Here is a 24,572-nt window from a genome sequence, read left to right as displayed (position 1 = left end):
CGCGGCGTGGCACCGGGTCGCCTGCCGATGCAGTAGGTGTCTTCCTCGACCATCCGCTGCACGCCGCGCACTTGTCCCTCGATGAGCCGCAGGCGCCTGATGACGCCGTCCCTTTGTTCCTGGTACCCGGGCATCGTGGCCTCCGTATCAGTGGTCCGCTGCTTGGAATCCCCGCAGCCGCAGGCTGTTGCCGACGACGAAGACCGAGGAGAAGGCCATGGCCGCACCGGCGATCATCGGGTTGAGCAGGCCGGCGGCGGCGAGGGGGAGGGCGGCGACGTTGTAGGCGAAGGCCCAGAAGAGGTTGGACTTGATGGTGCCGAGGGTGCGGCGGGAGAGCCGGATGGCGTCGGCCGCGGCGCGCAGGTCACCGCGTACGAGGGTGAGGTCGCCGGCCTCGATGGCGGCGTCGGTACCGGTACCCATGGCCAGCCCGAGGTCGGCCTGGGCGAGGGCCGCGGCGTCATTCACACCGTCGCCCACCATGGCCACGGACTTGCCCTCGCCCTGGAGGCGCTTGACGACGTCGACCTTGTCCTGGGGGAGTACTTCGGCGATCACCTGGTCGATGCCGACCTCGGCGGCGACCGTCTTGGCAACTGCCTCGTTGTCGCCGGTCAGCAGGATCGGGGTGAGGCCGAGAGCGCGCAGCCGCTTGATCGCCTCTGGGCTGGTCTCCTTGACCGCGTCCGCGACCTCCAGCACCGCCCGCGCCTCGCCGTCCCAAGCCACCGCGATCGCGGTACGCCCGGCCGCCTCGGCCTCGGACTTGGCGCGCGCCAGCTCGGCCGGCAGGTCGATCGCCCACTCGGTCAGCAGCTTCTCCCGGCCGACGAGGACGGCGTGGCCGTCGACGACGCCCTGGACGCCGAGTCCGGCGATGTTGGCGAAGTCCTCGGGCGTGGGGAGCGTGCCGACCTTGGCGCTCGCACCGGCGGCAACGGCCTGGGCGATGGGATGTTCCGAGGCGTGCTCCAACGCTCCTGCCAGCCGCAGTACTTCGGCCTCATCCGTGCCGGTCGCGGCGTGGGTGGCGAGGAGTGTCATACGTCCGGTGGTCACGGTGCCGGTCTTGTCCAGGACGATGGTGTCGACCTTGCGGGTGCTCTCCAGTACCTCCGGGCCCTTGATCAGGATGCCGAGCTGGGCGCCGCGGCCGGTGCCGACCATCAGCGCGGTCGGGGTGGCCAGGCCCAGGGCGCAGGGGCAGGCGATGATCAGTACGGCGACGGCGGCGGTGAAAGCGGCGGTCAGGCCCGCGCCGTTGCCCAGCCAGAAGCCGAGGGTGGCCAGCGCGAGGGCGATGACGATCGGCACGAAGACGGCGGAGATCTTGTCGGCGAGGCGCTGGGCGGCGGCCTTGCCGTTCTGCGCGTCCTCCACGAGCTTCGCCATGCGGGCGAGTTGGGTGTCGGCGCCGATGCGGGTGGCCTCGACCACGAGCCGGCCGCCGACGTTGAGGGTGGCCCCGGTGACACTGTCGCCGACCGCGACCTCTACCGGGACAGACTCACCGGTCAGCATCGAGGCGTCCACGGCCGAGGCGCCCTCGACGACCGTACCGTCGGTGGCGATCTTCTCGCCGGGGCGGACCAGGAAGCGGTCACCGACCTGCAACTCCGCGGTGGGGACGGTGACTTCGCGGCCGTCGCGCAGTACGGTGACTTCCTTGGCCCCCAGCTCCAGCAGGGCCTTGAGAGCCGCGCCTGCCTTGCGCTTGGAGCGGGCCTCGAAGTAGCGCCCGGCGAGGATGAAGGCGGTGACACCGGCGGCCGCTTCGAGGTAGATGTTGCCCGCGCCGTCGGTGCGGGCGATGGTCAGCTCGAAGGGGTGGGTCATGCCGGGGGTACCGGCGGTGCCGAAGAACAGCGCCCACAGGGACCACAGGAACGCGGCCGAGGTGCCGACCGAGATCAGCGTGTCCATGGTGGCCGCGCCGTGCTTGGCATTCGTCCAGGCGGCGCGGTGGAAGGGCCAGGCGGCGTACGTGACGACGGGCGCCGCGAGGGTGAGCGAGAGCCACTGCCAGTACTCGATCTGCAGGGCCGGGACCATCGCCATGGCGATCACGGGGACGGCGAGTGCGGCGGCGGTGATCAGGCGCTGACGGAGCGGCCGCAGCTCGTCGTCCGCCTCCTGGCCGTCCTCGGCCGAACCGCCGGACTCACCCGGCGTCCGGGCCGGCGGGGCGGGCTCCTGGGCGGTGTAGCCGGTCGCCTCGACGGTGGCGATCAGGTCCTGTACGGAGATGCCCTCCGCGTGCGTGACCTTGGCCTTTTCGGTGGCGTAATTGACGGTCGCCTCGACGCCGTCCATGCGATTGAGCTTCTTCTCGATCCGGGCGGCGCAGGAGGCGCAGGTCATGCCGCCGATGGCGAGCTCGACCTCGGCGGCGCCGGGAGTGGTGGTGGTCATGTCTGCTCCTCGCAGCTCACGGATGTACGGGTGGGGACGGGCGGGGCCTCGGGGGCGGCCCCGCCCGGCTCCTTCTTCCTCTGGTCAGGCCCGGCCGGTGAAGTCGTAGCCGGCCTCGTCGACGGTCGCGGCGATGAGGGCGTCGTCGGGCTCGCCGGCGGTGGTGACGGTGACCAGACCGGTCCCGATCTCCACCTGGACGTCGAGGACGCTGTCGAGCCCGCCGACGGCCTTGGCGACGACGCCCTGGCAGTGCGCGCTGCCGATGCCGTTGACCTTGTAGGCGACGGTCTGGCCGTCGACGGTCGCGGTGGCCGTCGCGGCCTCCGTCTTCTCGGTGCTGTTGGTGTTGCAGCTGCCATCGGGGGTGCAGCAGGACGACATGGGGTTTCCTCCTGTGGAAGGGGCGACATGGACGCCACATACCCTTGGGGGGTATCGATTGACGTGATCCATGTATACCCCCGCCCCGTATCCACGGCAAGGCCCGGGATGTGCTTGACGTAATACCCCCTGGGGGTATCGTGAGCATGTCGGTCGCCGCCGGGCGGCCCAGGAGAAGGGGATACGTCATGCACACCGGACTGAAGGTCGGCGCCTTCGCCGCCGCGCTCGCCGCGACGTTCGGCACGGCATACGGAGTCGGAAGCGCTGTGAACCCCGTCGTGTCCGAACCCGCTGCCGCGCAGCACGGAGGACATGCGGCAGGCACGGGCAAGGGCAAGGACCAGGGCGCCGCCGAGCACGGCGCGGCGACGCCGGGCGGCCTGCAGGTCGCCGAGCGCGGCTACACACTCGACCTGAAGACCCCGAAGCTCCCGGCCAAGGAAGGCAAGGCCCCCGCCGAGCTGCGCTTCGCCATCGTTCAGGACAGCACCGGCCGCCAGGTCACCGCGTACAAGCGGGAGCACGGCAAGGAACTGCACCTCATCGTCGCCTCACGCGACCTGACCGTGTACCGGCACCTCCACCCGACCCGCGCCGCGGACGGCACCTGGTCCACGCCCGCCGAACTCCCCAAGGCCGGCGGCTACCGCGTCTTCGCCGACTTCACGCCGAAGGGCGAGAAGGAGGGCCTGACCCTCGGCTCGGACCTCGCCGTGACCGGCTCCTACCAGTCGGCCGACCTGCCGGAACACGCCACCACCGCCACCGTCGACGGCTACAAGGTCGGCCTCGAAGGCGAGTTGGTACCGGGCAAGCCGAGCGAGCTGACCCTGCGCGTGACGAAGAACGGCAAGCCGGTGCGGGATCTCCAGCCGTACCTGGGCGCGTACGGCCACCTCGTCGCGCTGCGCGCCGGCGACCTGGCGTACCTCCACGTCCACCCCAACGGCGAGCCCGGCGACGGTAAGACCAAGCCAGGACCCGAGGTCTCCTTCACCGCCACCGCACCGAGCAAGGGCGCGTACCGCCTCTTCCTGGACTTCCAGCACCAGGGCACGGTCCGCACGGCGGCCTTCACCGTCCACGCGAACGGCGGCCGGGCCACCGGTGCCGGTACCGGCGACGGCGCCGCCGACCACGAACCGGAAAGCGCCCACCAGCACTGACAGCACTGCTGACCTGCCGACCTGACGACCGGTAAGCGCCGTGAGCGAAGCACACGAGGGACGAGGAGGCGCATCGATGAACCCGCGTACGGCAGCGCTGCGCCGTGCGCCGCCTGCAAACACCGCGCCGCGTCGCGTGCCGGCTGACGCATTGCGTTACGGGGTCACGGCCCGCAGCACGCGCACCCCGGAGCGCACCCGCAGCCGTCCTCTTCCACTCCCGCGTCCCTGAGGGGGCCGATCGGTACGGCGCAGCAGTTGTCGCCCCGCCATGCCTCCCGCCCTTCCTTGATCGCGACCGCAGCTATCACCAGGGCGGCGATCGGGTCGGCCCAGGACCAGCCGAGCAGGGAGTTGGCGAGCAGCCCGATCAGGAGGACGCCGGACAGGTACGTACAGAGCAGGGTCTGCTTGGAGTCCGCGACGGCCGAGGCGGAGTCCAGCTCGCGCCCGGCGCGGCGCTGTGCGGCGGACAGGAACGGCATGACCGCGAAGGAGAGGGCGGCCAGCACGATGCCGGGCGTCGAGTGCTCGGCCTCTCCCGTGCCGGTCAGGGCGCGTACCGAGTCGACGGTGACATAGGCGGCGAGCGCGAAGAAGGAGACGGCGATGATGCGCAGCGCGGTCTTCTCGCGGCTCTCGCGTACGGCATGGTCGGCGGCGGAGAACTGCCAGGCAACCGCCGCCGCGGAGGAGACCTCGATCACCGAGTCCAGGCCGAAGCCGATCAGTGCGGTGGAGGAGGCGAGCGAGCCGGCCGTGAGCGCGACGATCGCCTCGATGACGTTGTACGTGATGGTGGCGGCGACCAGCAGACGTATGCGGCGGGTCAGTACCGCCCGGCGGTCCGGAACCGGACCGCCGGCTATCGGTACGCTCATCAGCAGCAGTCCTTCTCCTCACCCGCCGCGCACGTACGGTCGGCCTCGACGGCCAGTACCGCACCGCGCAGATCATCCAGCGCGTGCCCCAGCCGGGAATCGGCCAGCTCGTACCGCACCCGCCGCCCTTCCGGCACGGCGACGACAATGCCGCAGTCCCGCAGACAGGCGAGGTGATTGGACAGCCGGGTCCGGGAAATCTCCAGCACCTCGGCCAGGGCAGCCGGGTGTGCCGGACCCTCCCGGAGGGCCAGCAGGATGCGACAGCGGATCGGATCGGCGAGCGCGCGACCGAACCGGGCCAGCGCGTCGATGTCGGAGGCGATGGATAGCATGACACGAGAGTACAGGAAACCCTGAATTCAGGAAGACGTGAACTTTGTGTCGGTGGCCGCTCCTGTGAAGAGCTTCCGGGAGATCCAGCCGTCCTGGTCGCACCCGGCCTCCCCCACTCCGACGGCGTACATCCGGTAGTCCGGGCCTGCCGCGCGGGTGAGAGTGGAGGCGCCGGCCGCGCACGTCGCCGCGTAGCCGGCCTTGCCATGCCGCCTGCGAGGGAGATTTCGATGCCCCAGACCCCGGAGCCGAAGCCCGCCGAGCCGGTCGTCGCGCAGGCCAATCAGGCGGTCCGGCAGCGCTTCCCCTTCGACGACACGCAGGATCTTCAGGACGCGCGGCACGGTTTCATGGGCACCGCGACGGAGGATGTCATCCGTGGCGCCGATGGGCGTGCGGTGTGGGATCTGGGGGCGTACGGCTTCCTGGACGGGGACTGCCCGGACACGGTCAATCCGAGCCTGTGGCGGCAGAGCCGGCTGGTCGCCGACCACGGCCTGTTCGAAGTCGTCGAGGGGATCTACCAGGTCCGCGGCTTCGACCTGTCGAACATGACGGTGGTCGAGGGCGACCGCGGCATCCTCGTGATCGACCCGCTGATCTCGGCCGAGACCGCCGCGGCGGCCCTCGACCTGTACCGCGCCCACCGCGGCGAACGGCCCGTCACCGGTGTGTTGTACACCCACAGCCACGTCGACCACTTCGGCGGGGTGAAGGGGGTCATCAGCGAGGAGGAGGTCGCGGCCGGCATGCCGGTCATCGCGCCCGAGGGCTTTCTCGCCCACGCCGTCAGCGAGAACGTGTACGCCGGTACGGCCATGGCCCGTCGTGCCGCGTACATGTACGGCGCCGTGCTGCCGAAGGGGGAACGCGGGCAGGTCGGCGCGGGACTCGGCCAGACCACCTCGACCGGCTCGGTCGGCCTGATCCCGCCGTCGGTGGACATCACCCGCACTGGGCAGACCGAGACGGTCGACGGCATCCGGATGGTTTTCCAGCTCACTCCCGGCACCGAGGCCCCGGCGGAGCTGAACATCCACTTCCCGGACCACGCGGCGCTGTGCATGGCGGAGAACGCCACCCACAACCTGCACAATCTGCTCACCCTGCGCGGGGCCGAGGTCCGCGACCCGCGCACCTGGGCCCGCTATCTGACCGAGGCCATCGGCCTCTTCGTCGACGCCTCTGATGTCGCCTTCGCCTCCCACCACTGGCCGGTCCGGGGCCGCGACCGCGTCCTGACGTTCCTGTCCGAGCAGCGCGACCTCTACGCCTACCTGCACGACCAGACCCTGCGCATGCTCAACCAGGGCCTGACACCGCTGGAGATCGCCGAGACGATCGAGATGCCGCCCGCCCTGGAGCGGGCCTGGCACACCCACGGCTACTACGGTTCGGTCAGTCACAACACCAAGGCCGTCTACCAGCGGTACCTGGGCTGGTTCGACGGCAACCCGGCACACCTGTGGGAGCATCCGCCGGCCGAGGCCGCCCGCCGGTACGTGGAGTTCATGGGCGGCCCCGACGAAGTGCTGCGCCGCGCCCGCCGGTCGTACGAGGCGGGCGACTTCCGCTGGGTGGCCCAGGTCGTCAACCATGTGGTGTTCGCCGACCCCGATCACCACGAGGCACGGGCTCTGCAGGCGGACGCCCTGGAACAGCTCGGATACGGCAGCGAGAACGGCACCTGGCGCAACTTCTACCTCACCGGAGCCCTGGAACTGCGCCAAGGCCCGGTGGGCACGCCCACCGTCACCGCGCCTCCCGACCTCCTCCGCGCCCTGACGGTCGACCAGCTCTGCGACGCGCTCGCCATCCGGGTGGACGGCCCGCGCAGCCGGGACGCGGACATCACCGTCCGATGGAAACTCGTGGACGGCGACCCGCTCACACTGCGGCTGCGCAACGGCGTCCTGACCCACGTCACCGGCAACGGGCCCGCCGCGGCCGACCCTGACATCGAGATCGGCCTCGACGAGGCCACCCTGCGTGCGGTCCTCCTCGGCACCACAGCGCCCGACGAGCTGGCCGGTCAGGCGGGCGTCACGGTCGACGGCGACCTGCGGAAACTCTCCGAACTCCTCGGCCACCTCAGCGCCCCGGACCCCGACTTCGCCATCGTCACCCCCTGACGCGGCGACACGGCGACCGCTCATGACGCACCCCGGCACCCTCGTCCTGATCACGGCCATGGCCGTACTGGCGCCGCTCCTGGTGTACGCCACGAGACACCGAGTCCGCGTCCCCCTGGTCATCTTCGAAATCGCCCTTGGCATCCTCATCGGCCCGAAGGTCCTCGGCTGGGCCCATCCGGACAAGGTCACCGACACCCTCGCCGACCTCGGGCTGTCGATGCTGATCTTCCTGGCGGGTTACGAGATCGACTTCGCGGCGGTCCGCGGCGACACCCTGCGCCGCTCCTTGGGGGCCTGGCTGCTCTCGCTCGCCGTCGGTATCGGGCTGGCCTTCCTGGTCAGTGGTGGCAAGGTCTTCGAGGCGTTCGTCGTCGGTACCGCGCTGACCAGTACGGCACTCGGCACGATCCTGCCGATGCTGCGCGACCGCGGGGAGTTGCGGGGCCGCTTCGGGACGGTGGTGTCGGCGTTCGGCGCGGTCGGCGAATTCGGTCCCGTCGTCGCCATGGCGTTGCTGCTCAGCGGACGCCGCCCGGGCGAGTCGGCGGCCCTGCTGGCCGCTTTCGGGGCGATCACGGCCGCCGCCGTCTTCTGGGCACTGCGGCCGCGGCCATCCTGGTTCGCCCGGCTGACCGAGCGGACCCTGCACAGCAGCGGCCAGTTCGCGGTGCGGTTCGTCATGCTGCTGCTGGCGTGCATGCTCGGCCTCGCCCAGGTCTTCGGCCTCGATGTGCTGCTGGGCGCCTTCGCCGCCGGCGTCCTCACCCGTCTCGTACTGCACCGTGCCGCTCCCGCGAGCAGCGAAGAGGTACTCGGCAAGGTGGAGGCCATGGGGTTCGGCTTCCTCGTGCCACTGTTCTACGTCGTCACCGGAATCGAATTCGACCTGGACGCGCTGCTCCACGACCCGGGCGCCCTGCTCCTGGTGCCGGTCTTCCTGCTGCTGTTTCTTCTGGTGCGCGGCGGACCGGTGTACGTCCTCGCCCCCAGCGACCTGCGCCGTGCGGACCGCACGGCCCTCGCGCTGTTCGCCTCGACCTGCCTGCCGCTGGTCGTCGCCATCACCACCATCGGCGTGGACCAGAAACTGCTCGGCACCGACCGTGCCGCATCATTGGTCGGCGCCGCGATGATCTCCGTGCTCGTACTGCCGCTGCTCGCGATGCGGCGGCGGTCGGCGACCGACAAGACGGGCCGGGCGAAGCCCACCTCGGACACGGCGGAGGAATCGGAGGCGTGGTGACCTTCGTGGGCCCGGCTGGTGCGCTGAGCCGTCCCCGCGCGGACCGGCAACCGCGGGATCAGTGGCATTGGCGGCCTCAGTGCCCCCTGGCCGTGATCGGACGATGTACGTCGTCGTAGGAAGCGTTCGCTGCATCGATGAGGCCGGCGCCCTCGGCCTGGTGGCTGTCGATGGCGGCGTACCAGGCATCGAGGGTGGTCTTGCACTCGTGGACCACTTCCGCGGCCGCGGGGCTCAGCGCAGCGCGACGGTGGACGATCCCGAACGGCACCGATATCAACGGGTCGGTCTCCACCACGACGGCCCCGAGCCGACGGGCCTGGACAGCCATGCGGAGGGGGAGGAAGGCGTGTACGCCGCCGCCGAGAACGAGCGTGAGCTGCGCATGGCGATTGGGCATGCTCGCCATCAGCCGCGGTTCGACCCCGGCGTCCCGCAAGGCGGTCCCGACCCGGTCGGTCTCGCGCTGGGCGGGTGAGCAGACCGTCAGTGGCATGTCGCCGAGGGCGTCGAGTGGCAGCCGCCCCGCCGCCGGTGCCGGCGACTCCGGGGGCATCACCAACAGCAATCGCTGCACGCCGAGCTGGACGAAGTCCAGGCCGTCCGTGGGAACGGGCAGGGTCGTGAACCCGAGTTCGCACCGCCCGGCGACGACCTCACCGCACAGTGCTCCGACGCCGGAAACCTCGGCGATGTCCAACCGTACGTCCGGATGCCGGGCCCGGAACGACGTGATCCAGGAGGCGACCGCATCGCTGGACATTTCCGGCATCGTGCCGATCGCAACGGACCCGGCCTTGAGATCCCGGGCCCGGCTCATCGCGTCCCGGGCGGCCACCACGCCGTCGAGGATCGCCCGCGCCTTCGGGACCAGCAGCGTCCCCGCGGACGTCAGGACGAGGTTGCGCCGCGCGGCACGGTGGAACAGCGCCACGCCGAGCTCGCGCTCCAGCGACTGGATGGCCTGCGAGAGAGTGGGCTGGGAGACGTAGAGGCGCTGCGCGGCTCGGTTCAGCCCCTCGCACTCGACCACGGCCAGGAAGTACTCGAGCTGACGCAGCTCCATCGTCACCCCTCAGATCGTCCCGGCCCCTCGCGGATCGGCGGACGAGGTTCAACGTACGCGGTAGCTGTCCGGAAGTACCCCCTCCGCGGCGATCGACCGCACCATCGCGCGGCCCAGGTTCCGCTCGTGGACCGCGGACGCGCCCTCGTAGATGCGCAGAGTACGGACGTCGCGCCACATCCGGGGGACCGGGTGCGGGCCGACGATGCCCTCGCCACCGAGCAGCTGTACGCAGCGGTCGGCAACCCGGCCCACCATCTCCGAGCAGTACAGCTTCGCCGCCGAGATCCGCTGCCGGGGAACGGTCCCCGCATCAAACGCGCGAGCCGCGTCCAGGGCGAGGGCACGCCCGGCCTCCATCTCCGCGTAGCAACGGCCCAACTCAGCCTGCACGACCCCGAGTTCGGCGAGCGGCGCTCCGAACTGGTGCCGCTCGTTGACATGCCGGGTGGTCTCCTCAAGCATCCGCGTCGCCTGCCCGACGCAGGTCGCGGCGACATGCAGCCGGGCATGGTTGATCCCGCGCATGGCAGCCGCGAGCCCGGTGCCGGGCGCACCGCCGAGCAGCCGGTCGGCGGAGACGGCCACCGAGTCGAGGTCGATCTCGGCGACCGGACCCTCGGCATGGCCGTTCATCAGCTCGGGGATCCGGGTCGATACCCCGGGGGCGGTCGTGTCGACGAGGAACGCCGAGATCTCCCGGGCATCGGCCGTACCACCGTCCGTGCGCGCGAACACAATCAACGTGTCCGCCCAGTGGGCGTTGGTGATGTAGCGCTTCGTCCCGTCCAGAACCCAACCGTCCCCGGCGCGCCGGGCGACGGTCCGGACGTTGGTGGCGTCGGACCCCGCCTCCGGCTCGGTCAGTGCGAACGAGGTCACCCGTCGTCCGGCCGCCATCGCCGGTAGCATCTCGCGGCGCTGCTCTTCCGTGCCGTGGTCGAGGATCGCCTGCGAGCAGAGCCCGATCACGGTCGAGAAGCGAGACCGGTAGACGCACGATGCCCTCGTGAACTCGTACGTCAGGAGCACCTGCTGCTCCATGCTCCAGCCGAGCCCACCGTACGTCCGCGGGATCGAGATGCCGAACAGACCGAGCTCGGCCATGCGCCGCACGAGCGCGTCCGGCACCTGCCCGGCGGCGACCATGTCCGCCTCGGCGGGGATCAGGTCGTCGTCGGTGAACGCGGCGATCGTGCGCAGGTACGTATCGAAGTCGATGCCGGCGAGAGTACGGTCTGCCGTCACGGTCATGGTTTCTCCCTCAAGAGTCACGACTGCTGCTTGGTGGTTGTCATTGGTGGGGCAGGGCGATGACACCATCGGTGGCGAGTCGGTCGATCTCGTCCTCGCCGCGCCCGAGTTCGCGCAGTACATCCCGGGCGTGGGCGCCCAGTCCGGGTGCGGCCGACGTCCGGCCCCGGGCCGACCCGTCGATCCGGAAAGGCGCGGCCGGGGCGTCGAGCCCGGGCTCGTCCAGCTCGACGACCAGCCCCGATGCGGCCAGGTCGGCATCCTTCACGAACTCGTCGAACGACCGCACCGATCCGCAGACGATCCCTCGCGAGGCCAGCAGAGCGATGGCCTCGGCGCGGGTGAGGTGGCCGAGGGCCGCATTCAGTACTTCCTTCAGCGCTGCCCGGTTCGCGACCCTCGACTCGTTGTCCGCGAAGCGCGGATCGGTCACCAGCTCGGGCCTGCCGACCGCAGAGCACAGCGCGGCCCACTTGGTCGCGGTGTAGGCGGAGACCACGACGGCACCGTCGATGGTCTGTACGAGGTCCGCGGCAGGGGCCACCGCCGGCTGGCCGTTGCCCGTCCGCCGGGGTGGCTCACTCGTGAGCCGGTAGCCCGCCCACTGAGTGGCCTGGGCCGCGACCACCGCCTCCATCAGCGAGGTCTCCACGACGCCGCCGACTCCGGTCCGGCCCCGCCGGACGAGGGCGGCGAGCACCCCGGCAGCCAGGGCGTTCGCCGCCAGCACGTCGGCGACGGTGAAGCCCACGCGCTGCGGTTCACCGTCGGCCTCGCCAGTGGTGTGCATGATCCCGAACTCCGCCTGAGCCGCGATGTCCAGTCCGGCCCGGTCGGCCGACGGGCCCCGGCTCCCGAACCCGGTGACGAAGCCGTAGACGAGGTGGGGGTGGCGCGAGCGCGTCTGCTCAGGACCGATCCCGAGACGCTCGGCCGATCCGTTCCGGAAGTTGTGCAGCAGTACGTCGGACTCGGCGCACAGCTCGTCGAGTATGCGGAGACCCTCGGGGTGCCGCAGGTCGATGGCGACGCTGCGCTTCCCACGGTTGTTGGCGTGCAGCATGGCCGTGCCGAACGGCCCGATGGACCGTGCCTGATCGCCGCTGAGGCTCTCCACCTTGATGACGTCGGCGCCCAGGTCGGCGAGCTGCTGGCCCGCTCCCGGAGCAGCGATGTACTGGCCCAGATCGATCACCCGGACTCCTGCCAGCGGAGCCTCGAACACTACGTCCTCCCCTCTGCTCACGACGCCCTCCCCGCTGTCGTCGCGGCCTGTCGGCGGACCGTCTCGGCCTCCAGAGTCCGGCGGGCTGCCTCTGGGTTGAGCAGGCGTCCGCCGATGACGGCGAACACGCAGATGACGAGGCCGACAAGGAGGAACCCGTTCGAGTAGCCCTCCGAGGCCGTCCGTCCGGCCTGAACAACGAGCCCCAACACGTACGGTGCAACGATCCCCGCGACGCTGTAGCAGGCGATGACGCATCCGAAGAACGCCGTGCGCTGGCGCTGCGGGAGGAAGTCGGACGCGCCCGCGAAGGCCACCGAGAACGCAACGCTGTTGACCGAGAAGGCGCAGACCACCAGCGCCAGTTGCAGCGGTCCCGGCCCGACCAGGGTGAACGCGACCATGCTCAGCCCGGCGCAGACGATCAGCGCCGCACTGAGGTAACCGCGCGCGGCCCGGGAACTCCAGCCCCGCGCGAGAAGCCGTGCCCGACAGGTATCCGGAGGCGAGGAGAACCACGACCGCCGTGGCGTACGGCGCCGTCACCAGCCACCCGACGGTGGTCGGCGGGTAGCCGAGGCCCTCGCCGAGGAAGGCGGGCAGCCATGAGACCTTCAATGAGGTGATGAGGTAACCCGCGAATGACAGCAAGCTGAGTCCCCAGAAACTGGGCAACCGCAGCAGCCGGAGGAATGGGACATCGATATGGCCGTTCGGGTCCTTTTCCGCGCCGGCACGCCGCCCGGCTGCCTCCTCGTCGATACGCGGCGCGGCCGTCGTCCTCTTTCGCAGTGGCTGCCGTTCGACGTAACACAGCCAGACGACCAGCCAGGCCAAGCCCGCGACGATCAGCACGAGGAATGCGGTGTGCCAGGAGTACGAAACAATGACCCACGTCAGTACCGGTGCGGAGAGCAGCGGACCCACCGACGACCCCGCATTCACAACCGCTCCGGCGAATGCGCGCTTATGCTGCGGGAATCGATCGGCGACAACGCTCTGGCACAGGGCGTGCGCCGGGCCCTCGAAGAAACCCAGAGCGATGCGGGACGCCAGGAGCACCCCGAACGTGGTGGGCGTGGTGAGCGGCAGCATGCTGGCGATCCAGGTGAACATCAGGAGGGCTGCCGCCCACTTGTAGGAGATCCACCGCATGGCGGCCGACAACCCGACCGCACCGACGGCGAACAACCAGAAGAACGCGCTGCCGACCAGCCCGAATTCCCCGGCACTCAACCCGAGATCCCGGCGAATCTGCTGCGACGCCAACCCCACCGCCGCCTTGTCCGCGAAATTCAGGGTGAAGAAGACGAAAAGCAGGATGACAATTCCCCAGGCCCTGCGGTCCGGGCGGGCGAGTTCCGGTGACGCCATGGACGTCCCGATATCGGCTGATGCCATGTGAGCCTCCCTCGGCGGCCTCGACCTCGCTGACGAGAGCTGCGCCATACCCACTTCATCGGGAATTCACGAAACCAACAAGCGTGAATTCCCTGTCACGGTTATAGCCAGAGCCGATACATCGGTTTCCTCGACGCGACTGCTGCACGGTGCTGTTCGTCGGGAAGCTGCGGCAGGGCAGCTGCGGCCCGCGCGCCACCGCCTTCAGGTGCTCCCAGCGTGGTGGCGAGCGCGGCGACACCCGACCGTTCGGCGGGCTGCCGGACGGCTTTGGTTTCGAGGAATTCCTCCAGACCGTGGGCACCGAGTTCGCGCCCGGTGCCGGACTGCTTGTAGCCGCCGAACGGAACGTGGTGATTCCACGGGGCGCCGTTGATCTCGACCTGGCCGCTGCGGATGCGCCGCGCGACACGCTGGGCGCGGCGGTGAGATCGGCGTCCGGCCCGCGTCGACCCGGTGAAGGACACCATGTCCACGTCGGGGTGTGCGGCGATGGCTTCGCCGACCTCTGTGCCGTTGCCGCTCACGAGGTTGAACGCCCCGGCGGGCAGGCCGACTTCCGCCATGATGTCGGCGAGCGCGAAGGCGTTGAGTGGTGCCACCTCACTGGGCTTGAGTACTACCGTGCAGCCAGCGGACAGCGTCGGTGCGACCTTCGCGGAGATTTGGTGCAGCGGGTAGTTCCACGGTGTGATCGTGCCGACCACGCCGATCGTTCGCGTACGACGAGTGTCAGGGTGACGGAGCGTCAGCGTGGCGGGGCTCGTCAGGAGAGCGGCACTCCTGCGATCGCGATGCGCTCCATGACGCGTCGCTGCGGGTAGTAGTCGTTGATCGCGTAGTGCTGGACCGCGATGTTGTCCCAGATCGCAATGGAGTCCGGCTGCCAGCGGAAGCGCACCTGGTACTCGGGAATACGTGCCTGGAGTGCGAGCTCGCCGAGCAGCTCACGGCTCTCGGTGTCGGACAGGCCGACGATCCGCGTGGTGAAGGGCTCATTGACGTAGAGCACCTTCCGTCCGGTCCGAGGGTGGCGGACCACCACCGGATGCTCCACGGGCGGCAGGGTCTGCCGCAGCCGGGTGACCCGGTCCTCGGTCATCGCCGAACCCCAGCTGGGTACCCAGTCGTGCACCGCGGTGAGTGTGTCGATCCGCTCCTTCATGGACGCGGAGAGGTTGTCGTACGCGACCGCCATGTCCGCCCACATCGTGTCGCCGCCGGCGGGCGGCACCTCGACGGCACGCAGCACCGAACCCAGGGCAGGCGCGGCCATGAAGGAGTGGTCACTGTGCCAGATGTTCTCGTTGCCGATCGCCATGGCGTCCTTGGCCAGCCGGGAGACACCGGCGGTACCGCTCTTCGGGAAGAACGGGTTCTCCTCCGGTGCACCCCAGACCCCCGCGAGCGCGAGGTGCTGCTCCGGTCCGAAGGCGTGCTGGTCACGGAAGAAGATCACCTTCCACTCCAGCAGCGCCTGCCGCAGCTCTTCGGCGAGGTCGTCGCCAATCGGCTGCGAGAGATCGACACCGGTGATCTCGGCGCCGATGTGCAGTGTGAGCGGGGAAATGTCCAGAATCTGGTACTGGGTGGGGGAGTTGCCCGGAGCGGTGCGGTCCAGGACGCGGCGTCCGTAGTGCATCAGGGGCTTGTCGAGTGCGGGCTTCGGGGTGGGGATGGTCGTTGCCATGGGGCACCTCCGCGGTGACGAAGCAATTTCGTTAATGGGAGTATCGATATTCGATTGCGCCGGGGCAAGGGGTCTGCGCACGCCGATTTCGTGATCGTGAGTGCCGCGCCGGGGAGGTGAACCTCCCCGGCGCGGACGGGAAGAGGCGGCCCGCGTACGGCGTGGGCCGGTCCCCTGCCTGGTCGGCGCGCCGTGCGAGCTCATAGGCTCGGGGCATGGTCGAAAAGCAGGCTGAGGGCGCGGTACGGGGGCCGGGGCGGCCGCGCGAGGAGCGGGTTACTCGCGCGGTGCTCGATGCGGTGGTCGCGCTGGTCGCCGAGCAGGGGATGAACGCGGTCACGATGGATGCGGTGGCCGTGCGGGCCGAGGTGAGCAAGCCCGCCATCTACCGGCGCTGGCCGACCAAGCAGGACCTCATCATCGCGGCCGCCGAGTCGCGCATCGGTCCGCTGTCCATCCCCGACCTGGGGGACTTCCGCGCCGAGCTGCGCGAGGTGCTCACCACTCGTATGGAGGCCTACCGTCGCCCCGGCGTCGACCGTTTGCTCGCCGGCGTGATCGGCCTGGCGGCCGAGGCGGGATCCGGGCGCAGTGCGTACGGTGCGTACACGGCCCGGGTCATGAGTCAGACCAGGCGCATCCTGGAGCGCGGCATCGAGCGCGGGGACGTGCGACCTGACGCCGACGTTCGGGCCGTGGCCACGATGGTGGCCGCACCGTTGCTGTTCCGCATGGTGAGCGAGCAGGAACTACCCGACAGCCACCTTGTGGACTCGGTCGTCGACCTCATCGCGCGCGCGGTGAGCGTCCGGCCCTGACCCGGACACTCCTCCACTGTGTTCAGCCGTCGGCGCGTACGCGGTCGGCGAGTGCGGCGTCGAGGGCGGCGGCCCGGCGGGGGCGCTGGTCCGCGCTGAGGCCGGGCCGGCCCGGTACGTCCAGCACCAGGACGGTACCGACCTTTGCGAGTTCGGTGACTGCTTCCCGGGACACTGCACGACGCTTGTGGAGCCGGCGTCGGCGGTCACCTCCCAGCGTCGGTGGTCGGTCGGCCACCCGTCCAGGCGGGCCGTGCACCACGCTCGTACTCGGTCGCGGGCCGTTGCGCTTTTTTGAGGGCGATGTTGAGTTGGAGGACGTTTACTCGGGGGTCGCCCATGAAGCCGGCGATGCGGTCTTTGGTGTGGGTTTTGATCAGCTGCTCCACCTTCGTGAGGGGGAGGTGGTTGCGGACGGCGACTCGGTGGGCTTGGAGTTTGGCGTACGCGGGGGAGATGTCGGGGTCCAGGCCGGAGGCGGAGGAGGTGACGGCGTCGGCGGGGATCTGGGAGGGCTGGACCTCGTAGCCGGGCACGCTGTTGTCCTTGATTACGGCGGCCTTGGCGGCCTTTACCTGGTTGAGCAGCTTCGGGTTGTCGGCGGAGAGGTTGGTGGCTCCTGAGACGAGGAGTTTGTACTGGGTGTTGGTGGTGTTGGTGCTGAGGCCGTTGGAGGGGCGGGGTTGGAACCACTTCAGGTCCGGATCCGGGGTCTCCTGGCCCTTCTTCAGTGGTAGGTCGTAGCGCTGGCCGATGAGTTCGGAGCCGACGACCTTGCCGTTGACCTTGATCTCGGAGCCGTTGGCCTGGTGGGGGAAGAGGGCCTGGGCGACGCCGGTTACGGCGAGTGGGTAGAGGATGCCGCACACGACGGTCAGTACCACCAAGGCGCGAAGACCTGCTGTGAGCAGCCGTGCGGTGCGTCCTACGGAGTTGTTCATGGTGGTCAGCACGCTTTCTGATTCAACGCAGCCCGGGGATCAGGGAGAGGAGCAGGTCGATGAGTTTGATGCCGAGGAAGGGAGTGATCAGGCCGCCGAGGCCGTAGATGCCGAGGTTGCGGCGGAGCATCTTGTCCGCGCTGGTGGGCCGGTACTGCACGCCTTTCAGGGCGAGCGGTACGAGCGCGATGATGACCAGTGCGTTGAAGATGACGGCGGAGAGGATCGCGGAGTCGGGGGAGGACAGCCGCATGATGTTGAGCTTGTCCAGACCCGGGTAGACCGCGGCGAACAGCGCCGGGATGATCGCGAAGTACTTCGCCACGTCGTTGGCGATCGAGAAAGTCGTCAACGCGCCCCGAGTAATGAGGAGTTGCTTGCCGATTTCGACGATCTCGATGAGCTTGGTGGGGTTGGAGTCGAGGTCGACCATGTTCCCGGCCTCCTTGGCGGCGGAGGTGCCGGTGTTCATGGCCACGCCCACGTCCGCCTGGGCCAGGGCCGGTGCGTCGTTGGTGCCGTCGCCGGTCATCGCGACCAGCTTGCCGCCGGCCTGTTCCCGTTTGATCAGCGCCATCTTGTCCTCGGGCGTGGCCTCGGCGAGGAAGTCGTCCACGCCTGCCTCGTCCGCGATGGCCCGCGCGGTCAGCGGGTTGTCGCCGGTGATCATGACGGTCTTGATGCCCATGCGGCGCAGCTCGTCGAACCGCTCGCGCATGCCTTCCTTGACCACGTCCTTGAGGTGGATGACTCCTAGGATCCGGGGCCCGTCAGCGTCTTCCACAGCCACAAGCAGCGGCGTGCCACCAGCCTGGGAAATCCGATCGGTGAGTTCCTGTGCGTCCTGCGCGACACTTCCGCCCTGCTCCTTGACCCATGCGATGACCGAACCCGTGGCGCCCTTGCGGACCTTGCGCCCGTCCACGTCCACACCCGACATCCGGGTCTGCGCGGTGAAGGCGATCCACTCGGCGTCGATGAGCTCGCCTTGGTGGCGCTCGCGGAGGCCGTACTTCTCCTTGGCCAGTACGACGACGGAACGGCCTTCGGGGGTCTCGTCTGCGAGGGAGGAGAGTTGGGCGGCGTCGGCTACCTCGGCGGCGGTGGTGCCGTGTACGGGTACGAATTCGGCGGCCTGGCGGTTGCCGAGGGTGATGGTGCCGGTCTTGTCGAGCAGGAGTGTGGAGACGTCACCGGCGGCCTCGACGGCTCGGCCGGACATCGCCAGGACGTTGCGTTGGACGAGGCGGTCCATGCCGGCGATGCCGATCGCGGAGAGCAGCGCGCCGATGGTGGTGGGGATGAGGCAGACCAGGAGCGCGGTGAGGACGATCATCGACGTTTGCTTGTCGGCCCCCGCGTAGATCGCGAACGGCTTCAGTGTCACCACGGCGAGCAGGAAGACGATGGTGAGGGACGCGAGCAGGATGTTCAGCGCGATCTCGTTGGGTGTCTTCTGCCGGGCGGCGCCTTCGACCAGGTTGATCATGCGGTCGATGAAGGTCTCGCCGGGCTTCGTCGTGATCTTGATGACGATGCGGTCGGAGAGGACCTTGGTACCGCCGGTGACCGCGGACCGGTCGCCGCCGGACTCCCGGATGACCGGCGCCGATTCGCCCGTGATCGCGGATTCATCGACGGACGCCACGCCTTCGACGACATCGCCGTCACCGGGGATGATGTCGCCCGCCTCGCAGACGACCAGGTCGCCGATGCGCAGTTCGGTACCGGCTACGCGCTCTTCCGTGTCGTTGGTGAGGCGGCGGGCGACCGTGTCGGTCTTGGCCTTGCGCAGAGTGTCGGCCTGGGCCTTGCCGCGGCCCTCGGCGACGGCTTCGGCGAGGTTGGCGAAGAGGACGGTCAGCCACAGCCAGGCGGCGATCGTCCAGCCGAACCAGTCGCCGGGGTGGGCGATGGCGAGTGCCGTGGTGAGTACCGAGCCGATCAGGACCACGAACATGACCGGCGACTTGATCATGACGCGCGGGTGCAGCTTGCGGACGGCGTCCGGCAGTGACTTCAGCAGCTGCGCGGGCTGGAACAGCCCGCCGCCGACGCGCCCTTCGCCCTCGTGTTGTCCGGTCGGCACGTCCTGGTGCGGTGCGCGGGTGGGCGGTGCGGTGGGCAGGACGTCTTCTTGCTTCGTGGTGTCGGTGGTCATGACGCCAGTCCTTCGGCGAGCGGGCCCAGCGCGAGGGCGGGGAAGTAGGTGAGGCCGGTGATGATGAGGATTGAGCCGACCAGCAGGCCGGTGAACAGCGGTTTCTCCGTACGGAGGGTGCCCGCGGTGGCCGGTGTGGGGGTCTGCTCGGCGAGCGAGCCGGCCAGCGTGAGGACGAAGACCATCGGCAGGAAGCGGCCCAGCAGCATTGCGAGCCCGATGGTGGTGTTGAACCACGGGGTGTCGGCGCTGAGCCCGGCGAAGGCCGAACCATTGTTGTTGGCGCCGGAGGTGTAGGCGTACAGGATCTCCGAGAAGCCGTGCGCGCCGGGGTTGAGCATGGAGTGCGGCGGGGTGGGGAGTGCCATCGCGGCGGCGGTGAAACACAGTACGAGCGCCGGGGTGATGAGGATGTAGCACGCGGCGAGCTTGATCTGCCGGGTGCCGATCTTCTTGCCCAGGTACTCGGGGGTGCGGCCGACCATCAGCCCGGCGAGGAACACCGCGATGATCGCCATGATCAGCATGCCGTACAGGCCGGAGCCGACGCCGCCGGGCGCGATCTCGCCCAGTTGCATCCCCAGCATGGTGAGGCCGCCGCCGAAGCCGGTGAGGGAGGAGTGGAAGGCATCCACCGCGCCGGTGGAGGTGAGGGTCGTGGTGACGGCGAAGAGAGAGGAGCCGCCGATGCCGAAGCGGGTCTCCTTGCCCTCCATCGCCCCGCCCGCGGCCTGCAGCGCCGGGCCGCCGTGGTGGAACTCGGTCCACATCATCAGCGCCACGAAGCCCAGCCAGATGAAACCCATCGTGGCGAGCAGCGCGTAGCCCTGCTTGAGGGAGCCGACCATGCGGCCGAAGGTGCGTGTCAGAGCGGTGGGGATGAGGAGGATCAGGAAGATCTCGAAGAGGTTGGTGAAGCCGTTGGGGTTTTCGAAGGGGTGGGCGCTGTTGGCGTTGGCGAGGCCGCCGCCGTTGGTGCCCACTTCCTTGATGACTTCCTGGGAGGCGTAGGCACCGCCCTGCCACTGCTGGTGGCCGCCCAGGAACTGGCCGACCTCGTGGATGCCGGAGAAGTTCTGGATCGCGCCACAGGCGACCAGGATGATCGCGCCGATGATGGAGATCGGCAGCAGGATGCGGATGGTGCCGCGCACCAAGTCGGCCCAGAAGTTGCCCAGTTCGCCGGTACGGGACCGGGCGAAGCCGCGTACGAGGGCGACCGCCACGGCCATGCCCACCGCCGCCGAGACGAAGTTCTGCACCGCCAGGCCGCCGGTCTGTACGACGTGGCCCATGGCCTGTTCGCCCGCGTACGACTGCCAGTTGGTGTTGGAGACGAAGGAGGCGGCGGTGTTGAACGCCTGGTCCGGGTCGATCGAGGCGAAGCCGAGCGAGCCGGGCAGGGCGCCCTGGAGCCGCTGCAGCAGGTACAGGAACAGCACACCGGCCGCGGAGAAGGCCAGCACGCCGCGCAGGTAGGCGGGCCAGCGCATCCCGGTGTCCGGGTGTGCGCCGATGCCCTTGTAGATCCACTTCTCGACGCGCAGGTGGCGTGGGGAGGAGTAGACCCGGGCCATGTAGTCGCCGAGGGGGCGGTACGCGAGCGCCAGCGCGGCTATCAGTGCCAGCAGTTGGAGCACGCCGGCAAGTACGGGGCTCATGTCGTGCTCAGAACCTCTCCGGGTCGATGAGGGCGAGGACGAGATAGCCCAGCAGGGCGGCGGCCACGACCAGGCCGACGATGTTTTCGGTGGTCACAGCTTTGCGACCCCCTTGGCGACGAGAGCCACCAGCGCGAAGACCGCGAGCGTGGTGACGACGAAGGCCACATCGGCCATCGAAAGCTCCTGAACGAGAGGAAATGGTGAACTGACGACTAGAGCAAACCGCTTTTTCGCGCCACTGCGATTGCCGTTGACGGCTCCCTTACGAGGCGCGGCCCGCCCTTGACGCATTCCATACGCGCACCCCGCTGACCTGGGAAAACGCCGTTGGCGGCCCGACACCTGAACGGCTGCATCACACCAGGCGGAAGCGCAATCGGCAGATGGCCGCGTTGGTGTCCCGGCGTACCGCGTGAGCGAGACATTGACGGGCCCCGGCAGCATGAGAAGCCGCCCTCGCCGTACGCGCTCATGATCCGTAAGGTTTGCTCATGCCTGACAGCAGTGACACCGACCTGAATGCGCCGCCGGCTTCCCCGCCGGGCTCCGCGCCCACTGACCAGCCGGAAGGGCAGCAGCACCTCTCGCGGCAACTGTCCAACCGGCACATCCAGCTCATCGCCATCGGCGGCGCGATCGGCACCGGCCTGTTCATGGGGTCGGGCAAGACGATCTCGTTGGCCGGGCCCTCGGTGATCTTTGTCTACATGATCATCGGCGGGATGTTGTTCTTCGTGATGCGGGCGATGGGCGAGCTGTTGCTCTCCAACCTGCAGTACAAGTCCTTCGCCGACTTCGCGGCCGACCTGCTCGGCCCGGGTGCCGGCTTCTTCACCGGCTGGACCTATTGGTTCTGCTGGATCGTCACCGGCATCGCCGATGTCATCGCGATCGCCGGGTACGTGTCGTACTGGTGGCCCGACCTCGCGCTGTGGATACCGGCGCTGGCCGCGGTCATCGCGCTGATCGTCCTGAATCTGCCCACTGTGAAGGCGTTCGGCGAGACCGAGTTCTGGTTCGCACTGATCAAGATCATTGCGATTGTGGCGCTGATCGTCGTCGGCCTCGTCATGGTGTTCAACCACTCCCAGGCGCCCGGTGGCACCACCGCGAGCTTCGCCAACCTCTGGAACGACGGCGGCTTCTTCCCCACCGGCCCGATGGGTTTCGTAGCGGGATTCCAGATCGCGACCTTCGCGTTCGTCGGCATCGAACTGGTCGGCACCACCGCGGCCGAGGCCGAGAACCCGGAACGCAACCTGCCCAAGGCGGTCAACTCCATCCCGGTGCGCGTGATGCTCTTCTACGTGGTCGCGCTCATCGTGATCACCTCTGTCACACCCTGGCGCGAGATCAGCGCGGACCGCAGCCCGTTCGTCGTCATGTTCACGCTCGCCGGCCTCGGCATCGCCGCCTCGGTCATCAACTTCGTTGTGCTGACCTCGGCCGCCTCGTCGGCGAACTCGGGTATCTACTCCACCTCGCGGATGGTCTACGGATTGGCCCATGAGGGCGGCGCCCCGGCGCGATTCGGCAAACTCACCTCCAGGAAGGTGCCGGCCAACGCACTGTTCCTCTCCGGGGTGTTCCTGCTCTCCGGTGTGGTGATGGTCGCGGTGGGCGACTCGATCATCGAGGCGTTCACCTTGGTGACCACCATCTCGTCCGTGCTCTTCATCTTCGTCTGGTCGATCATCCTGATCAGCTACTTGGTGTACCGCAAGCGCCGTGCGCACCTGCACGAGGCGTCGACGTTCAAGATGCCCGGCGGCATCGCCATGTGCTACGTCGTGCTCGCGTTCTTCGTGTTTCTGATCTGGGCACTGACCCAGAAGCCGGACACACTGCAGGCGCTACTGGTCACGCCGATCTGGTTCATCGTCCTCGGCATCGCCTGGACGGTACTGCGCCGCCGCCGGGCCCGTGCGGCCGGACAACAGGACTGATCGGCTGAGCTGACCGCCGATTGCCGTCGCCCGATTGCCTTCGCCCGTTTGTTTTCGCCGCCCCCGCCCGGCCGCAGCCATCACGAGGCTGCGGCCGGCCGGGGGCAGTGCGTCACTCGGAGCAGCAGTTGCTCTTCGCGTTCGTGGTGTCGAGGCGGCAGAAGCAGGACGCCTCGATGGGGACGTCCGCGAGTGCGGTGGCGACGGTGAGTTGCTGGGCGACGATACGGGCTTCACCCGTCTTGCCCAGCCTCAGCAGGCACTCGTGGAAGCCGTGCAGTGCCCAGATGTTGCCGGGGTGCTGGCAGGCTCGGGGCAGTGTGTTGTCGAGTCCCAGGTCGGCCCGGTAGACGGCCTCGGCCTCCTCGACCCGGCCCTGTTCCAGCAGGAGCGCTCCGTAGGCGTGCCGGGTCGGCTGCATCCAGCCCCACGGTTCGTCGTAGGGCAGGTTGTCGTCCAGCTCGATGGAGCGCTCCAGGGAGGCGAACGCGAGGTCGTACTCGCCCTTGCGGTACTCGAGTTCGCCGTCGAGCATGGCGGAGGCGATCTCCAGGATGTCCCGGCAGGTGTTGTTGAACAGCATCCGCGACTCCGGGACCCGTGCGACGGCGCGGTGGAACAGCTCTCGTTCGGTCTCGGCCGCGGCGATCGCCCCGATCGCGGAGTACGCCACTGCGCGCGCGTAGTGCAGCATCGCCGTGGTGACGCAGTACAGATCCCGGTCGGCGGGCATGTCCAGGGCGAGGATGTCGTGCCATCGGCCGAAACGGATCAGCACGTGGACCCGCATGGCGAGGAACCCCTCCAGCCAGTCGGCCATCGGCGGACTCTCCACGCGCAGCAGTTCTTCGGGGATGGACGCCTCCAGCTGCGCCGCCGTCTCCAGTGCAGTCCTGCACTGGCCGAGGAACATCGCCCCGTAGATCTTGAAGTGGTAGTTGTGCGAGCGGTACAGCGTGTAGAAATTCATCGCGCCGGCCCGGCGCAGGTACTTTTCGTCTGCCCTGATCGCGTCGGTGTTGCCCGATACGACCCGTCGGTAGTCCCCGCACAGCACGTCGAGGTGGGACGGCATATGGCGCAGGTGCCCCGCATCCGGTACCAGTCCCGGCAGCCGGTCCGCGACGGTGAGGGCCTTCTCCGGTGTCGGCGACATCTCCATGAGGTGGATGTACATGTGCAGGGCGCCCGGATGACCGGAGCCCGCTTCGGTCCGCAACGCGCGGTCGAGGACGGCCTTGGCCTCCAACGTGCGTGCTCCGGCGGCGGGTTCGCCCGTGCGCAGGTCCCATAGCTGCCACGGGGTGAGGTTCATCAAGGCGTCCGCATAGAGAGTGGCAACATCGATGTCATCGGGTGCGAGGTCGTACACGCCACGCATGGCCTCGGCGTAGGACTCGTTCCAGATGTTGCAGTCTTCTCCGTTGTGCGCGGCGGGGTAGCGCTTCTGCAGCGCCTCGATGAGGGCGCGCTCGGTCGGGGTGGCTCGGTCGCACAGTGCCTGAGCTCGTTCGACGGCCTCGTGCGTCTGCGCCACCGTCCGCCGCAGTTCGTCGTCGTCGAAGAAGTCCCATGGTTTGTTGTAGTTGGGGCCCAGGGCGTAGGCGATGCCCCAGTACGCCATGGCGCAGTCGGGATCCGCGGCAGCAGCCGCTTCGAAGCAGGTGACTGCCTCTTCATGGTTGAACGCGTAGCACCAGACGAGGCCACGGTCGAACCATCGCTGTGCTTCGGGCGAACGCGTCGACACGGGCCGGGTGAGGGTCCCGAGGTCGAAGTAGTCCATGTAGTCCGTGTCGTCCATGTCGTCCATGAGGACCTCCTGCAGAGGATGCGACTCGAT

General features: G+C 68.9%; 22 protein-coding genes and 4 pseudogenes. 6 read left to right on the top strand and 20 right to left on the bottom strand.

The window, feature by feature from the left end; genetic code table 11:
- Positions 1–38: 38 nt before the first annotated feature.
- The 3 genes and pseudogenes from AB0I82_RS05830 to AB0I82_RS05820 all read right to left on the bottom strand — a co-directional run.
- Positions 39–134: pseudogene (locus AB0I82_RS05830) on the bottom strand (metal-sensing transcriptional repressor); the annotation flags it as partial.
- Positions 135–147: 13 nt separating this feature from the next.
- Positions 148–2,415 (bottom strand): heavy metal translocating P-type ATPase, encoded by a 2,268-nt coding sequence (locus AB0I82_RS05825; protein ID WP_363255811.1) that lies wholly within the window; start codon positions 2,413–2,415, stop codon positions 148–150.
- 84 nt (positions 2,416–2,499) lie between these two features.
- Positions 2,500–2,799 (bottom strand): heavy-metal-associated domain-containing protein, encoded by a 300-nt coding sequence (locus tag AB0I82_RS05820; protein WP_363255810.1) that lies wholly within the window; start codon positions 2,797–2,799, stop codon positions 2,500–2,502.
- Between the two features lie 188 nt (positions 2,800–2,987).
- Here AB0I82_RS05820 and AB0I82_RS05815 point away from each other — a divergent pair, with 188 nt between their 5' ends.
- Positions 2,988–3,968: a hypothetical protein gene (locus AB0I82_RS05815; RefSeq protein WP_363255809.1), complete on the top strand. Its 981-nt coding sequence runs from the start codon at positions 2,988–2,990 to the stop codon at positions 3,966–3,968.
- Between the two features lie 164 nt (positions 3,969–4,132).
- Here AB0I82_RS05815 and AB0I82_RS05810 read toward each other — a convergent pair whose 3' ends face one another.
- Both AB0I82_RS05810 and AB0I82_RS05805 read right to left on the bottom strand, forming a co-directional pair.
- Positions 4,133–4,849 (bottom strand): cation transporter, encoded by a 717-nt coding sequence (locus AB0I82_RS05810; protein WP_363255808.1) that lies wholly within the window; start codon positions 4,847–4,849, stop codon positions 4,133–4,135.
- Entirely contained in the window at positions 4,849–5,184 is a 336-nt protein-coding gene (locus AB0I82_RS05805) for a metalloregulator ArsR/SmtB family transcription factor (RefSeq protein ID WP_363255807.1), read from the bottom strand. The genes AB0I82_RS05810 and AB0I82_RS05805 overlap by 1 nt, the downstream gene beginning before the upstream one ends.
- A gap of 231 nt (positions 5,185–5,415) precedes the next feature.
- Between AB0I82_RS05805 and AB0I82_RS05800 the strand changes: the two genes are divergently transcribed.
- Both AB0I82_RS05800 and AB0I82_RS05795 read left to right on the top strand, forming a co-directional pair.
- Entirely contained in the window at positions 5,416–7,317 is a 1,902-nt protein-coding gene (locus AB0I82_RS05800) for an alkyl sulfatase dimerization domain-containing protein (RefSeq protein ID WP_363255806.1), read from the top strand.
- Positions 7,318–7,339: 22 nt separating this feature from the next.
- A complete protein-coding gene (locus AB0I82_RS05795) occupies positions 7,340–8,563 on the top strand; it encodes a cation:proton antiporter (RefSeq protein WP_363255805.1) in 1,224 nt (407 codons plus the stop codon).
- A gap of 76 nt (positions 8,564–8,639) precedes the next feature.
- On the opposite strand, the gene AB0I82_RS05790 is transcribed toward AB0I82_RS05795, so the two are convergent.
- From AB0I82_RS05790 to AB0I82_RS05770, 5 genes and pseudogenes are all read right to left on the bottom strand, one after another.
- Entirely contained in the window at positions 8,640–9,629 is a 990-nt protein-coding gene (locus tag AB0I82_RS05790; protein WP_363256094.1) for a LysR family transcriptional regulator, read from the bottom strand.
- Between the two features lie 48 nt (positions 9,630–9,677).
- Positions 9,678–10,883, bottom strand: a complete 1,206-nt coding sequence (locus tag AB0I82_RS05785) for an acyl-CoA dehydrogenase family protein (RefSeq protein ID WP_363255804.1) — start codon at positions 10,881–10,883, stop codon at positions 9,678–9,680.
- 40 nt (positions 10,884–10,923) lie between these two features.
- Positions 10,924–12,129, bottom strand: coding sequence for a CoA transferase (locus tag AB0I82_RS05780; protein WP_363256093.1), 1,206 nt, complete (start codon positions 12,127–12,129; stop codon positions 10,924–10,926).
- A complete protein-coding gene (locus AB0I82_RS05775; RefSeq protein ID WP_363256108.1) occupies positions 12,126–12,512 on the bottom strand; it encodes a hypothetical protein in 387 nt (128 codons plus the stop codon). Before AB0I82_RS05775 ends, AB0I82_RS05780 begins: the two co-directional genes overlap by 4 nt.
- A 139-nt stretch (positions 12,513–12,651) precedes the next feature.
- Positions 12,652–13,377, bottom strand: a pseudogene (locus AB0I82_RS05770) (MFS transporter); the annotation flags it as partial.
- Between AB0I82_RS05770 and AB0I82_RS05765 the strand changes: the two are divergent.
- Positions 13,262–13,513: a hypothetical protein gene (locus AB0I82_RS05765; protein WP_363256107.1), complete on the top strand. Its 252-nt coding sequence runs from the start codon at positions 13,262–13,264 to the stop codon at positions 13,511–13,513. The pseudogene AB0I82_RS05770 and the gene AB0I82_RS05765 sit on opposite strands and share 116 nt — an antisense overlap.
- Before the next feature lie 97 nt (positions 13,514–13,610).
- Here AB0I82_RS05765 and AB0I82_RS05760 read toward each other — a convergent pair.
- From AB0I82_RS05760 to AB0I82_RS05750, 3 genes and pseudogenes are all read right to left on the bottom strand, one after another.
- A pseudogene (locus AB0I82_RS05760) lies at positions 13,611–13,925 on the bottom strand (aldehyde dehydrogenase family protein); the annotation flags it as partial.
- Between the two features lie 15 nt (positions 13,926–13,940).
- Positions 13,941–14,222: pseudogene (locus AB0I82_RS05755) on the bottom strand (aldehyde dehydrogenase family protein); the annotation flags it as partial.
- A 53-nt stretch (positions 14,223–14,275) separates the two neighbouring features.
- Positions 14,276–15,199, bottom strand: a complete 924-nt coding sequence (locus AB0I82_RS05750) for a TauD/TfdA family dioxygenase (protein ID WP_363255803.1) — start codon at positions 15,197–15,199, stop codon at positions 14,276–14,278.
- 215 nt (positions 15,200–15,414) lie between these two features.
- Here AB0I82_RS05750 and AB0I82_RS05745 point away from each other — a divergent pair, with 215 nt between their 5' ends.
- Positions 15,415–16,017, top strand: a complete 603-nt coding sequence (locus AB0I82_RS05745; RefSeq protein ID WP_363255802.1) for a TetR/AcrR family transcriptional regulator — start codon at positions 15,415–15,417, stop codon at positions 16,015–16,017.
- A gap of 22 nt (positions 16,018–16,039) precedes the next feature.
- Here the strand turns inward: AB0I82_RS05745 and AB0I82_RS05740 are convergent, their stop codons facing one another.
- Genes AB0I82_RS05740 through AB0I82_RS05715 form a run of 6 tightly spaced genes read right to left on the bottom strand, consistent with a single transcriptional unit; the run spans position 16,040 to position 21,074 of the window.
- Positions 16,040–16,192, bottom strand: coding sequence for a hypothetical protein (locus AB0I82_RS05740; RefSeq protein WP_363255801.1), 153 nt, complete (start codon positions 16,190–16,192; stop codon positions 16,040–16,042).
- Positions 16,193–16,223: 31 nt separating this feature from the next.
- Positions 16,224–16,958 (bottom strand): potassium-transporting ATPase subunit C, encoded by a 735-nt coding sequence (locus AB0I82_RS05735; protein ID WP_363256092.1) that lies wholly within the window; start codon positions 16,956–16,958, stop codon positions 16,224–16,226.
- 22 nt (positions 16,959–16,980) lie between these two features.
- The gene (gene kdpB / locus AB0I82_RS05730; protein WP_363255800.1) at positions 16,981–19,119 is read right to left on the bottom strand and encodes a potassium-transporting ATPase subunit KdpB; all 2,139 of its coding nucleotides are present in this window, start codon (positions 19,117–19,119) and stop codon (positions 16,981–16,983) included.
- Positions 19,116–20,780 carry a potassium-transporting ATPase subunit KdpA gene (gene kdpA, locus AB0I82_RS05725; protein WP_363255799.1) on the bottom strand — a complete coding sequence of 555 codons (1,665 nt, stop codon included), beginning with the start codon at positions 20,778–20,780 and terminating at the stop codon, positions 19,116–19,118. Before kdpA ends, kdpB begins: the two co-directional genes overlap by 4 nt.
- A 7-nt stretch (positions 20,781–20,787) precedes the next feature.
- The gene (kdpF, locus tag AB0I82_RS05720; RefSeq protein WP_037958241.1) at positions 20,788–20,877 is read right to left on the bottom strand and encodes a K(+)-transporting ATPase subunit F; all 90 of its coding nucleotides are present in this window, start codon (positions 20,875–20,877) and stop codon (positions 20,788–20,790) included.
- Complete coding sequence (locus AB0I82_RS05715) at positions 20,874–21,074, bottom strand: hypothetical protein (RefSeq protein ID WP_363255798.1); 201 nt, start codon at positions 21,072–21,074, stop codon at positions 20,874–20,876. The genes kdpF and AB0I82_RS05715 overlap by 4 nt, the downstream gene beginning before the upstream one ends.
- 200 nt (positions 21,075–21,274) lie before the next feature.
- On the opposite strand from AB0I82_RS05715, the gene cycA reads away from it, so the two are divergent.
- Positions 21,275–22,729, top strand: coding sequence for a D-serine/D-alanine/glycine transporter (gene cycA, locus AB0I82_RS05710; protein ID WP_363255797.1), 1,455 nt, complete (start codon positions 21,275–21,277; stop codon positions 22,727–22,729).
- A 112-nt stretch (positions 22,730–22,841) separates the two neighbouring features.
- Here the strand turns inward: cycA and AB0I82_RS05705 are convergent, their stop codons facing one another.
- Positions 22,842–24,515, bottom strand: a complete 1,674-nt coding sequence (locus AB0I82_RS05705) for a hypothetical protein (RefSeq protein ID WP_363256091.1) — start codon at positions 24,513–24,515, stop codon at positions 22,842–22,844.
- Positions 24,516–24,572: the final 57 nt, after the last annotated feature.

The sequence above is a fragment of the Streptomyces sp. NPDC050315 genome (assembly GCF_040655775.1).
GTDB lineage: Bacteria > Actinomycetota > Actinomycetes > Streptomycetales > Streptomycetaceae > Streptomyces.
This window is presented reverse-complemented; position numbering and strand designations above follow the sequence as displayed.